17 protein-coding genes are annotated in these 12012 nt (G+C 52.7%); 7 read left to right on the top strand and 10 right to left on the bottom strand.

Annotation, left to right across the window (positions count from 1 at the left end; translation table 11 throughout):
* Positions 1-9 precede the first annotated feature (9 nt).
* Positions 10-498, bottom strand: a complete 489-nt coding sequence (locus NYR02_RS16505; RefSeq protein ID WP_260977452.1) for an HPP family protein — start codon at positions 496-498, stop codon at positions 10-12.
* 125 nt (positions 499-623) lie between these two features.
* Between NYR02_RS16505 and NYR02_RS16500 the strand changes: the two genes are divergently transcribed.
* Positions 624-1241 carry a TetR/AcrR family transcriptional regulator gene (locus NYR02_RS16500; protein ID WP_260977451.1) on the top strand — a complete coding sequence of 206 codons (618 nt, stop codon included), beginning with the start codon at positions 624-626 and terminating at the stop codon, positions 1239-1241.
* 43 nt (positions 1242-1284) lie between these two features.
* Here NYR02_RS16500 and NYR02_RS16495 read toward each other — a convergent pair whose 3' ends face one another.
* Both NYR02_RS16495 and NYR02_RS16490 read right to left on the bottom strand, forming a co-directional pair.
* Entirely contained in the window at positions 1285-1866 is a 582-nt protein-coding gene (locus NYR02_RS16495) for a hypothetical protein (protein ID WP_260977450.1), read from the bottom strand.
* Positions 1863-2345: a hypothetical protein gene (locus NYR02_RS16490; protein ID WP_260977449.1), complete on the bottom strand. Its 483-nt coding sequence runs from the start codon at positions 2343-2345 to the stop codon at positions 1863-1865. Before NYR02_RS16490 ends, NYR02_RS16495 begins: the two co-directional genes overlap by 4 nt.
* Before the next feature lie 157 nt (positions 2346-2502).
* Between NYR02_RS16490 and NYR02_RS16485 the strand changes: the two genes are divergently transcribed.
* The 5 genes from NYR02_RS16485 (at position 2503) to NYR02_RS16465 (ending at position 5474) form a co-directional block, all read left to right on the top strand.
* Entirely contained in the window at positions 2503-3303 is an 801-nt protein-coding gene (locus NYR02_RS16485) for a hypothetical protein (protein ID WP_260977448.1), read from the top strand.
* A 12-nt stretch (positions 3304-3315) separates the two neighbouring features.
* The gene (locus tag NYR02_RS16480) at positions 3316-3714 is read left to right on the top strand and encodes a GFA family protein (protein WP_260977447.1); all 399 of its coding nucleotides are present in this window, start codon (positions 3316-3318) and stop codon (positions 3712-3714) included.
* Between the two features lie 128 nt (positions 3715-3842).
* Positions 3843-4403 (top strand): hypothetical protein, encoded by a 561-nt coding sequence (locus NYR02_RS16475; RefSeq protein WP_260977446.1) that lies wholly within the window; start codon positions 3843-3845, stop codon positions 4401-4403.
* Between the two features lie 130 nt (positions 4404-4533).
* Complete coding sequence (locus NYR02_RS16470) at positions 4534-4740, top strand: DUF2798 domain-containing protein (protein WP_260977445.1); 207 nt, start codon at positions 4534-4536, stop codon at positions 4738-4740.
* Positions 4741-4892: 152 nt separating this feature from the next.
* Complete coding sequence (locus NYR02_RS16465; protein ID WP_260977444.1) at positions 4893-5474, top strand: nucleoside 2-deoxyribosyltransferase; 582 nt, start codon at positions 4893-4895, stop codon at positions 5472-5474.
* Between the two features lie 72 nt (positions 5475-5546).
* On the opposite strand, the gene NYR02_RS16460 is transcribed toward NYR02_RS16465, so the two are convergent.
* The 5 genes from NYR02_RS16460 to NYR02_RS16440 all read right to left on the bottom strand — a co-directional run bounded on the left by NYR02_RS16460 (position 5547) and on the right by NYR02_RS16440 (position 8720).
* On the bottom strand, positions 5547-5900 hold the full coding sequence (locus NYR02_RS16460) for an SH3 domain-containing protein (protein WP_260977443.1): 354 nt from the start codon (positions 5898-5900) through the stop codon (positions 5547-5549).
* Positions 5901-5914: 14 nt separating this feature from the next.
* The gene (locus NYR02_RS16455; RefSeq protein WP_260977442.1) at positions 5915-6331 is read right to left on the bottom strand and encodes a hypothetical protein; all 417 of its coding nucleotides are present in this window, start codon (positions 6329-6331) and stop codon (positions 5915-5917) included.
* A gap of 682 nt (positions 6332-7013) precedes the next feature.
* Entirely contained in the window at positions 7014-7412 is a 399-nt protein-coding gene (locus tag NYR02_RS16450) for a hypothetical protein (protein ID WP_260977441.1), read from the bottom strand.
* A 7-nt stretch (positions 7413-7419) separates the two neighbouring features.
* Complete coding sequence (locus NYR02_RS16445; protein WP_260977440.1) at positions 7420-7899, bottom strand: anthrone oxygenase family protein; 480 nt, start codon at positions 7897-7899, stop codon at positions 7420-7422.
* Positions 7896-8720 carry an SDR family oxidoreductase gene (locus NYR02_RS16440; protein ID WP_260977439.1) on the bottom strand — a complete coding sequence of 275 codons (825 nt, stop codon included), beginning with the start codon at positions 8718-8720 and terminating at the stop codon, positions 7896-7898. The genes NYR02_RS16445 and NYR02_RS16440 overlap by 4 nt, the downstream gene beginning before the upstream one ends.
* A gap of 136 nt (positions 8721-8856) precedes the next feature.
* On the opposite strand from NYR02_RS16440, the gene NYR02_RS16435 reads away from it, so the two are divergent.
* Positions 8857-9825, top strand: a complete 969-nt coding sequence (locus tag NYR02_RS16435) for an AraC family transcriptional regulator (RefSeq protein WP_260977438.1) — start codon at positions 8857-8859, stop codon at positions 9823-9825.
* Between the two features lie 84 nt (positions 9826-9909).
* On the opposite strand, the gene groL is transcribed toward NYR02_RS16435, so the two are convergent.
* Both groL and NYR02_RS16425 read right to left on the bottom strand, forming a co-directional pair.
* On the bottom strand, positions 9910-11550 hold the full coding sequence (gene groL / locus NYR02_RS16430) for a chaperonin GroEL (protein WP_260977437.1): 1641 nt from the start codon (positions 11548-11550) through the stop codon (positions 9910-9912).
* 55 nt (positions 11551-11605) lie between these two features.
* Complete coding sequence (locus NYR02_RS16425; RefSeq protein WP_260977436.1) at positions 11606-11899, bottom strand: co-chaperone GroES; 294 nt, start codon at positions 11897-11899, stop codon at positions 11606-11608.
* Between the last annotated feature and the right edge of the window lie 113 nt (positions 11900-12012).

The following is a 12012-nucleotide window of genomic DNA, read 5'->3' as shown; positions in this document are numbered from 1 at the left end:
AGCGGTGCCTTAAAACCAGCGCAACGGATACACACGACGGTTGATCATACGGTGATAGATCACACCAAACAGCACGATCAATAAGGTGCCGCTAAACACCGGAGTCAGCAGAAAATCCCACTCAGGAACCGTCAGCATAACCAGCAATGGATTCGCGCCGGCCGGTGGATGCAAAGTATTGGTCAGCACCATCAGACTAACCCCAAGCCCGGTCGCCAGCCCCAGAGTCAGTGGATTCACATCCAGATACTGTAGAACCAGCAGCCCGATCAGAGCGGTCAGCAGGTGGCCACCGATAATATTGCGCGGCTGTGCCAGCGGGCTGTCGGGCAAGGCAAACAGAATCACCATGGTGGCACCAAAGGGCGCCATGATCAGCAGGCTGTGCTGCCAGTGCTGCAGTAATGCCAGACTACTGATACAGAGCATCGCCCCGGCGCCGGCCAGTAATGCAGCCTTGAGCGAGGTTATGGATGGGTGGCGTAAAAGATGAAACATAAATTCTCCCGTGATACGGCTTGAACGGTTAAACATAAAAGTAGACCAACCTGTCTACCAGAAACCATAAGGTAGACAACTCGGTATACCTTTGTCAATATCGGGTTTTCAGCGGAGCCTTTGCCATGACACTGACAACATCCACAACGACAACCCCTACAATCCCGGCATCAGCACCCGCAAAACAGCAGCAGCTTGTTCACACCGCGTTTACCCTGTTTTACCGCGACAGCATTCATGGCGTTGGCATTAATCAGATTCTGCAGGAATCCGGTATCGCAAAAAAAACCCTGTATCATCATTTCGCCAGCAAAGACGAGTTGGTGCTGGCGGTGCTGGCGTATCGTGATGAGGTATTTTTCAGTTGGCTGCAAAGCCGCATCCATCACGCGGCGACAGCAGAAGCGCTGGTGCAGAACTGGTTTGCCGCCCTGGATGACTGGTTTCATAACCGCGTGGCCGAATTGCAGGAATTCCGCGGCTGCTTTTTTATGCACAGCGCGGCCGAATTTACCGATCCGGCTCATCCGGTTCACCAGCACTGTGCACAACACAAAGCACGGCTTTGCCGCATGCTGGGTAAGCAGCTGGGCCAGTGGCTGGATATAAAAAGCGCAAAAAAACTGGCGGATGATTTATGTTTATTAAAAGAAGGCGCGATTGTTTGCGCCCAGGTGCAGGGCAATAAAAAAGCCGCCCGGCAGGCGGCTTTAATAGCATCAGGGTTATTAAGGCACCTCTGAATAATTCAGAGATGTCTTAACCAAACGGCTAAGTGAAGGGCCGTCAATTGCCCCGTAATGGCGGCTTCGGCATCTGATTAACTGGCCTCTCCAGCACTTCGCGATACCAGATCGGCCAGCCGCGACTGGCACGGATTAATAATTTAATGCCGCTATTCAGTTCTTCCAGCTGCGCCGCCGACAGGTAATACAGCGCTTCACCCTGTGCATTGGTGCCATCTTTTTGTGGCTTAATACGGATTTCCGGTACGTTAAAATCGCGCAGCCATTGCGGCGGTTTATTGTCTTCCAATGCTTCAAAGCGCACATCGGTAATACTACAATCGGCCACTGCTACCGGACCGGTCGGCCGCTTATTGCATTGTTCCAGCTGCGCCTGTAACGCGGCACGTTCACGGTTGCATACGCTCAATGCCGAGCTGCATTCCTGCAGCTGACTGGCACTGCTCTGCAGATCCAGCTTTAACTGATCACGCTCGCTGCTAACCTGCTGCAACTGATGTTTCAGGTCATTCACCCGGTACGCTTCTGCCGCCATTAACTGATTGTGCGTACTGGTCAGCATCACGCAACCCGGCAGGAAAAGCGGCAGCGCCACAACAAACAGACTCTGGCTCAGTTTCATTGGCTGCCCTCCCATACCAGAAAACCGTCGATGTCTTCAGCCAGCAATTCATCCAGCTGCTGCTGGCTGCGCGCGGAGCCCTGTTGTTTCAGGGTTTTTAATAAGCTCAGACGCTCACTGATCCGCTGATTGGTAGCCAGCAGTTGGTCACGCCCGGTTTTTAAACGATTAAAAGCGGCAATCTGTTCATTCAGTTCACGCGTACGCTGGGTGATGGTGTTGTTCAGCCCGGCCACCTTGCCTTCGGCCTGGTCGGCCTGCCGCTTTGCCGCATCGCGTTGTGCTTCAGCCTGGGTGCGCTGGTTATTCAGCAGAGCATTGGCGGTTGTCAGGTCGTCTTTTTCGTTGCGGCAATTGCGCAGCTCGTCCTTTGCGGTATTCAGTTCCTGCTGTACAGGACATTGTGGCGGATTGAATACCTGATACACCAGCGCAGAGCCGAGTGCGGCAATAATGGCGAGGTAGAGATAATCTTTCATCGCGCTTCCCTGTTGGATTATTGTTATTCCTGTACTGACTCTGCCATAGAATATACGGCGGTAAAACTACTCATTCGCCTGACTGCGCATTGTTGTTAAACTACTTTTTTATTCTCCTGCCGACACTGTACCCGCCATTCTGACTACCGAGGTTGTTGTGCTGTTAATTGCAAAGATTCTGGTGACGTTTTTAACGGTGGTTTTACTGGCCAAAGTGGCCGAACGCATGAGCCCGCGCCATGCCGGGTTGCTGGCTGGATTCCCCCTGGGCACCGCCATTGCGCTGTATTTTTTTGGCTGGCAGCAGAGCCCGCAATTTGCCGCCGACAGCGCCGTATTTACCCTTTCCGGGCTAACCTCCGCCATCTGTCTGGCTTTTGGCTACTGGCAGGTAATCAAACGCAAACCCGGTCTGCTGTGGTTACCGCTGGCAACGCTCAGTGGATTTGCCTGCTTTTTTTCGGCCAGCGTGATTCTGCAGCAATTGCCTGCCAACCGCTGGCTGAGTCTGGCGGTGGTGGTTGCGGCCATCTTTTTATTCCGCACACTGTTTAAAGATATTGCCGAGCAACAGATTGACCGCAGCCAGCCACCGGCCAATAAGCTGGCCGAATTATTATCCGGTAAGGCTGCGACGCTGCTGTTCCGTGCCAGTATTGCCACAGCATCGATACTGCTGATTACCGGTCTTGCCGATTTGCTTGGCCCGACCCGCGCCGGTTTGCTGGCGGCTTTTCCGGTGAGTTTTTTCCCGCTGATGCTGATCCTGCACATCAGCTACGGCGCCGGTGTGCTTAACGCCACCATCAAACATTACCCCGATGGTATCGGTGCATTAGTGGTTTATGCGCTGGCAGTCAGCTATCTGTATCCACTGCTTGGCCTGCACTGGGGCACGGCCGCCTCGTTGCTGTGTTCGGTCGCGTATTTGCTGGTCTATTCCCGCCTGAAAAAATAGAAGGAACGAAACATGAAAGGAAGCTGCCTGTGTGGCGCGGTAAACTATGAAGCGGACGAACTGGCCATGCCGATTATGCATTGCCACTGCGATACCTGCCGCAAGGCCCAGGGCACAGCGTTTGTACCCACGGCCGGTGTTAAGCGTGAACACTTCCGTTGGCTGAGCGGTGAAGACAAGCTCAGCTGCTATGAATCATCACCGGGTAAAAACCGCTGGTTCTGTTCTCGCTGCGGCAGCCATTTAATGGCCGAACGCCCGGTGATGCCGCTGGTGATTGTGCGTGTTGCCACCCTTGATGAAGACCCGGGGGTACAACCTCAGGCACATATCTGGCAGGAACACGACAAGCCCTGGCTGAGCTGGGAAGGCATTGACGGTTTTGCCCAATGGCCGCCGGGTAAAGACTGATATTGGCGCCCAGATGGGAAGCGACCAGCTCAGACAAGGGGCCAGAGTCCTGCTACAATGGCCGCTTTTACACGACCATTGATTAACAGCCGGCCAGACCTGCCGGCCCTTAGTCCGGAACCCAGAACATGAAAGAATTTACCACCCCCACTCAGTTTCAGGATCTTGCCCAGCTGCTGTCTGACAACGGCATTGCGACCTCTAGCACCTGGTATCACGGTACCTCTTCCGGCCTGATTTCTGCGATTCAGAGCGAAGGCCTGAAAGGTTCCGGCGACGCTGAAATTATGGCGCGCCAGCTGAAAACACTGAGCACCATCGGCCACGATACCAGCGAGCAGAAAGACCCGTTATTTTTAACCCAAAGCAAAGAACTGGCGTACTTCTGGGCCAGCCAGAAAACCCATACGCGTAACCTGTATCTGGGTGGTGGTGAAGAAGCGGTGATCTTCGAGGTGAACCTGCCACAGGAACAACAGGCACTGGTTACAACCGATGCCGGTGGCGCTGCCCTGGTAATGGAGCCGGGTAATCTGTATCTGGCCTGGTTGCGTGAACTGTACGAAAACAACGGTAAAACCCTGGCCGAGATTGATCCGTTCAAATGTGACCGCATGGATTACCTGAACAAACTGGGCCTGGCTTATCTGGCGGTGGATGTTGAGCCGCAATATCTGACCCTGCTGTAAGCCCTGCCTGCGCTGTTGCCGGCACCGGGATATTCTGTTCCTGTGCCGGCACTTCTTTTTCTGCCTGACCAGGCGTAATCTGCGTCGCCTTATCTCCCGCCCAATCTGTTTACCTTCGAGGCAGCCAGCGATGAAACAACGCATTGCATTTACCCTGATGATGTCTTTTGTGTTATCGGTGCTGATGACCTGCTGGATTACCTTTCTCAATCTCGGATTTACCGACGAATTTTTTCTGCGCTGGTTTAATGCGTGGGTACTGGCGTGGCCTGCTGCCTTTGTGATTGCCTTTGTTACCGGCCCGACCATTCAGAAGTTATCGATGCGCTTTAAATAACAACAATTCAACAACAGCAGCTCAACAGCAACTAAACGACAAGAACAGCACGTTATTCAACTACAGTCCCCTCCCATGCGCTTATACCCTTTGGTTAACGCCGGATTTCCGTTAGTTTAGGCATTCTGTTTCTAAGCTGACGGATGACGACAATGGCCACCCCCACTCTGCGTAAAATCTATCTTGCCGGGCCGGAAGTGTTCTGCCCGGAGGCCAGTGAACTTGGCGCCCGCAAAAAAGCGTTATGTAAGCACTATGGTTTCCACGGCTTATTTCCACTGGATGGCGAAGTGCAAGCAAGCGGCAGCGCCCGTGAACTGGGCTTTGCCATCAGTGCGGCCAACGAACAATTAATCCGCAATGCCGACTTGGTGATCGCCAATCTGACGCCCTTTCGCGGAGCCAGCGCCGATGTCGGTACGGTTTACGAAATAGGCCTCGCACGCGGTCTGGGCAAAGTGATTCACGGCTACAGCAATGATCCGGCATCCTTCAGCGAACGTACCTTTGCGTTATTTGGCCAGGGGGAATATGGCCAGTCTGAATTACACGACCGAGATGGCTTAAGTATTGAACGGTTTGACCTGCACGATAACCTGATGATTGAAGGCGGGATTGCACTGAGTGGCGGAATATTTCTGACACATCCGGCTACGGAGGCGGAAAAATACAGCGATTTAACCGCATTCGAAAACCTGTTACGCCAATTGCAGTTGCAATATCAACGCCAGTGACTGACAACGGTAAAAAGCCTGTTTCCTTTTAGCTGTCTCCTGTTACCCGTCTGCAACTGCAGGAGCCTGCAGTCAAGCATCAACCGGAACAGACTGTACCGTCATCACCGGAACCCAGCCAACCTCTGCGTTAGTTCTTGTTACCCGATACCAGTCATGCAGTTCAAACTGAACCGTTAATATTTCCCCGGATTTTGTATTCAGTTCCAGAGAATCATAATCACACAGCATATTGCCTGAGGTTTTACAGGCTGATTGCTCCAGATATTGCAGCGGCACCCATCCCTGCGTACCTGAGACACTCGTCGCAAATATCCAGTTAGGATATTCATCATCCGTTTCTCCAAGAGTCACCTGCTCACCTTTTCTCAGAAAAACAGGATCGGTATATTCTGAAACGTGTTCCGTAATAACAACAACCTTCATCCCGGCTCCGTCAGTCATTCTTCCCCCATACGCTGTTCACGGTATTTCTGAATATCTGGGGTCGCGCAATACAATGTGTCGATGTAAATATTTCTTTCTGCCCAAAACACTTCAAGATCATAAACACAGAAAGAGAATCGGCCCGGATCTTCCACCCAGCCTTCTTCTGTCAGTACGGAAACGGAGGTGAATAATTCATTATCATTCCCCCACCAGGCGAGAATCAAATAAAGAAAACCTGCGCCTTCATGAAAAATAGTAAATGCGGCAGTCTCTGCCCATGGCAGAGCTTTCGCTTGTTTTACAGTATTCAAACGCTCGCTGAAGCGGCTCTGATCAACGGCAGCATCATGAACAGTAATGGTGTATATCTTAATGCCGTCCTGATCCGTCCAGTGAGGCTGGCTTTCTGTTTTTCTTGGTACGAACATCGGAAACTCCCCGCTCTATGGCCTATACCCATATTTAATACAACGCATCGCCGCAACCGCACGGCAGAATGCCTGTAAAATAATTCGTGATATTTTCATCAGGGCAGCACTGAATAATTCAGCGATGACTGACACAGGATGCACGGATTTTCGGATCTATCAAGTTGTTATTACATATAACAATAAGAGTATTGTGCATTTTCCCACACGAACAACGCAAACTGCAGGCATAAAAAAACCGGCCCTTATGAGGCCGGTTTTTATGCAGTGTCTTTGGCGTGGATTGGATAATCAAACCACACAAGCATTGGTAAACCGAAGGTAACAAACCAAGTGATGGGTTTAGAGGACAGACGACCAGGGCAATTAAACAGACCTGTTATCGGCTAAAAATTTCTCAGGCAAGGCGCTGAGAGTGTGGCCTAACGGGTTAAGCGAGCGAACAGTAACGCAGAATGAGGGATTTTTAGCTATAACCCTTCGGGCTGAGGCCAGTTTTCCTCATTAGCTTCGTCGTTTGTCATTCATTTAACCCGTTAATATCACTCCTCTCTCCTTGTTCTGAGAAAAACTGGCTCTCAGCAGGCCGGATTTACTTAGTGTCGACAGGCCCTAGCAAGCGTGAAATCTGAACCGGTGGATATCACTCAAGCCGACGGCTGAAATTTCATCATACCGTCGGTTACCGCAATGCTCTGTTGCGCTCTGTAACCATGGCAACGATGGACAGCAGCACCACCACTAAAGCGATAAAAGCGGCCAATTCCAGTCCCAGAACGGTTTTCGCGATATTCCCCGACAGTAGCGTCCCGTCATAAAACCCTTCGGTCACATGAGCCACCAATACACCGCCCATCACGCAGATGGAAATGACCCCTGCCATCTGAATGCGCTCTTCTTTCCAGGTCAGCCACAGCGCCACCAGCCCAAGCGAGATATTGGTGGTCAGCTGCCAGACTTCATGTAGCCGGGCATGACCCGGCCATTGTGGATTAAATACATGGGAAGCATTCATTTCCAGATAGGGAATTAACACCATATAAACCAGCACACCCAGACTGATCAGTATTTTTGCAATCATATAAACCTCACATAATGTTCAGCAGACAGATACACATCACCATGGTCAGCAACGATGCTGCCGTGCGGACATGATTCCAGAAGGTCCAGCGCCTTGTATACACGGACCAGACATCAGCGCATTCCTGCTCACGGCAATCGCGCAGCCGGTTATTCAAAGGCACATTGAACAGGGCTGTCACAAGCAGCATACCCGCCAGGTAAACAGCACCTGTCAGGGTGGCCAGCATTCCGGTGCTATGCCAGCCGGCAAGCGCAATCAGCATTACCGCCAGCAATGACGAGCCCCAGAACAATGGCATAAAGGCGGACCTGACGATTATGCGGTTAATGCTGTTCATTGCAGCTGCTGCGCTGCTGGCGGCCAGCTTATCCAGTGACGTGATAACAAAGGCAGAAAATGCAAAATACACCCCGGCCATAACGCCAGCGCTGAGGGTCAGCCCCCACAGAGTCAACGTCAGGATCAACTCCGCTGCCGGGCTCATGCCACACTCCAGCTACCGGCCTGAGCAGTTTTTTTAACGTAATCACTGAATGACGTTGCCGGTCGGCCAAGTGCCTGTTCAACACCATGTTCCACCCGGCTGTTACGGCCATCCATAACCTGTGTGAACAACTCATTCATCAACCACAGAAGATCATCCGGCATACCTTGCTCAGCCAATCCCTGCAGAAACTGTTCGGCACTGATAGCAGTGAAATCCAGCGGGCGTTGTAGGGTGTTGGCAATCATCTGCACACACTCGGCAAAGGTTAAGAGTTCCGGTCCTGTTACTTCAAATAGCCGGTTATGCAGCGTCGTACGCGTCAGACAGGCGACTGCCACATCGGCAATATCGTCCACGTCAATAAAGGGCTCCGGCACATCGGCAGCGGGGAGTGCGAGCTGACCACGGAGGATGCCATCTACCAGAAAGCCCTCGCTGAAGTTCTGCGCAAACCAACTGGCCCGCACCACATTCCAGCTCAGGCCACTGTTAATCAGCTGCTGCTCCGCCTGCCGGGCACCGTCTTCTCCGCGACCGGACAATAACACCAGGTGCTTCACACCGGATTGTCGGGCCTGAGCGATAAACAGACGAATAGCCTCTTCAGCAGCAGGTATGGCCAGATCCGGCTGGAAAGATACATAAGCCCGTTCACATCCATCCATCACCGCAGCCCAGTCTTCAGGTTGATGCCAATCAAACGCAGGTACGGTGGATCGGGAGACTGCCCGTACCGGATACCCCGCCTCACTCAGCTTACGACTTACGCGCAAGCCTGTTTTGCCATTCGCACCGACGATCAGTGTTGTTGCTGTCATTACAAATCTCCATCCACGTTGTTGGTTATGGGGGGCCTTGCTGCGCCCCATACAACACAGTATGGTGATATCCGAATGGACGATTAATGATCATTAATCCATTATTCTTAACCATTCGTCCAGAATCAGGATAGCTATGGCTGAAGCCCCGCAATTTCCCGCAGCCAACGATCCATTGGGCGAGCTGCTGCATCACCTGCGACTGGAAGGCAGTCTCTATTGCCGCTCGGAACTGGCCGGAGACTGGTCGCTGTCGATGCCGGTCCTGCCTGGCAAGATGATGTTTCACATCATCACCGCCGGGCACTGCTGGCTGACCATTGACGAGCAAGCGCCGGTAGCATTGAACAAAGGCTCGCTGGTGCTGGTACCTCATGGCTCAGGTCACCTGGTCAGCAGCCGTACCGATATTGAGCCGGTCCCTCTGCTGGACTGCGACATACAGCGTGTCAGCGACCGCTATGAAGTTCTCAGGATCGAAGGTGACGGTGAAAAAACCAGTCTGATGTGCGGCATTATGGGGTTTGATCAGTTGGCCGGGCAGCAACTGATACAGCAATTACCCGCGGTAGTGATGCTGGAGAAACCGGATCAGACCACCAACCAATGGCTAACCAGTACGCTGGATTTCATCGCCGAAGAAGCGAGTCGGCTGCATCCCGGCGGCGAAACCATCATTACGCATCTGGGGGATATTCTGGTGATCCAGTTAATCCGTCACTGGATGAATCACTCGCCTGACGCCAGCGAAGGCTGGCTGGGGGCGATTCGCGATCGGCATATTGGTGCAGCACTGCGGGCTATCCACCAGCAACCACAGGAAAAATGGACGGTCGATTCCCTCGCCCGTATCGCCGGCATGTCGCGTTCCGGATTTTCGGCGCACTTTAAACAGCGCCTTGGTAACAGCGTTAAGAATTATCTGACAGAGTGGCGCATGAAGCTCGCCTGCCAGCGCCTGCAACAGGCCAGCGAACCGCTGATAGTCCTTGCCAACGATTACGGCTACGAATCTGAAGCAGCATTTTCCCGGGCATTTAAACGCGTTATCGGCTACCCGCCGGGGCAGATTAAACACCACTCCGGCACCACTACGCAGGCATAAAAAAACCGGCCCTTATGAGGCCGGTTTTTATGCAGTGCCCTTGGTGTGGGCGCTGTTCTTACAGACAGCCGGGCGGGCGTCAGATTACATCATGCCGCCCATGCCACCCATTCCGCCCATGCCACCCATATCTGGCATTGCTGGCGTTTCTTTCGGGATTTCTGCAACCATCGCTTCGGTAGTGATCATCAGACCAGCAACAGAAGCCGCCGCTTGCAGAGAAGTACGGGTTACTTTGGCAGGATCCAGAATACCCATTTCGATCATGTCGCCGTATACACCGCTGGCGGCGTTAAAGCCGAATGCACCGGAGCCGGCTTTGACTTTATCAACCACCACGGAACCTTCGGCACCGGCGTTGGCAGCGATCTGACGGATCGGAGCTTCCATTGCACGCAGTGCCAGAGCGATACCGACGTTCTGATCTTCGTTGTCGCCTTTCACGTCAACCAGAGTCAGGGCGCGAACCAGAGCAACACCACCACCAGCGACCACGCCTTCTTCTACCGCAGCGCGGGTAGCGTTCAGAGCATCGTCTACGCGGTCTTTTTTCTCTTTCATTTCAACTTCAGAACCGGCGCCGACTTTGATAACGGCTACGCCGCCAGCCAGTTTAGCCACACGTTCCTGCAGTTTTTCTTTGTCATAGTCAGAGGTGGAGGCTTCCATCTCGGCACGGATCTGTTCGACACGGCCTTTTACGTCGCCTTCGTTACCAGAGCCATCAACAATGACGGTGTTTTCTTTGCTGATAACCACTTTCTTAGCCGTACCCAGCATGTCGATGGTGGTGGTTTCCAGAGACATACCTACTTCTTCTGAAATCACCTGAGCACCAGTCAGAACAGCGATATCCTGCAGCATGGCTTTACGACGGTCGCCGAAACCAGGCGCTTTAACCGCAGCCACTTTGAACGTACCGCGCAGGTTGTTCACAACCAGAGTTGCCAGCGCCTGACCTTCAACGTCTTCAGCCACGATCAGCAGCGGACGGCCGGATTTAGCCACGTTTTCCAGAATCGGGATCAGTTCCTGCAGGTTGTCGATTTTCTTGTCGACCAGCAGAATCACCGGGTGCTCCAGTTCAGCAACCATTTTTTCCTGGTTGTTGATGAAGTATGGAGACAGGAAGCCGCGATCAAACTGCATGCCTTCAACCACTTCCAGTTCGTCGTTCAGGCCTTTGCCTTCTTCAACGGTGATAACGCCTTCGGTACCGACTTTGGCCATCGCTTCTGCGATCATGGTGCCAACGGTTTCGTCAGAGTTAGCGGAGATGGTGCCAACCTGAGCAATGGCTTTGGAATCGGTGCATGGCTGAGCCTGTGCTTTCAGCGCTTCAACAACGGCCGCAGTGGCTTTGTCGATACCGCGCTTCAGATCCATTGGGTTCATGCCAGCAGCAACAGCTTTCAGGCCTTCGTTAACAATCGCCTGAGCCAGAACGGTTGCCGTGGTTGTACCGTCACCAGCCTGATCATTTGCCTGAGACGCGACTTCTTTAACCATCTGTGCGCCCATGTTTTCGAACTTGTCTTCCAGTTCGATTTCGCGCGCTACGGATACACCGTCTTTGGTGATGGTCGGAGCGCCGAAAGATTTTTCCAGCACGACGTTACGGCCTTTAGGGCCCAGAGTGACTTTTACCGCGTTAGCCAGTACGTTAACGCCAGCCAGCATTTTTACGCGGGCGTCATTGCCAAACTTAACTTCTTTAGCAGCCATTTCTATTTCCTTTCAATTCTGTGAGTTTCGATACGAACGGTTGAAGCAGAAACACTTACGCTTCGAGAACACCGTAGATTTCGCTTTCGTTCAGGATCAGCAGTTCTTCACCATCCACTTTGATGGTGTTGGAACCGGAGTACTTGCCGAATACGACGGTATCGCCAACCTTCACCGACATAGGCTGCACTTCACCATTGTTGGAAATGCGACCCGTACCGACAGCAAGCACTTCACCCTGGCTTGGCTTTTCAGCCGCGGCACCTGGCAGCAGGATTCCGCCAGCGGTGGTTTGCTCTTCTTCCTTGCGACGAACAACGACGCGATCGTGTAAAGGACGGATTTTCATTTGAGGTTTTCTCCAATGTTTAAAGCAATGATTGCTGATAACCGGGGTCAGGCGCTGAAGCACCCTCGTCCCCAAACTGTTGTGTTCGCTTATTGGGGGTGGCGAACAGTGTT

Source organism: Thalassolituus pacificus, assembly GCF_025318105.1.
In the GTDB taxonomy this organism is placed as follows: Bacteria; Pseudomonadota; Gammaproteobacteria; order Pseudomonadales; family Oceanobacteraceae; genus Venatoribacter; species Venatoribacter pacificus.
Note: the sequence above shows the minus strand (reverse complement) of the source record. Positions and strands in the feature narration are given on the sequence as shown.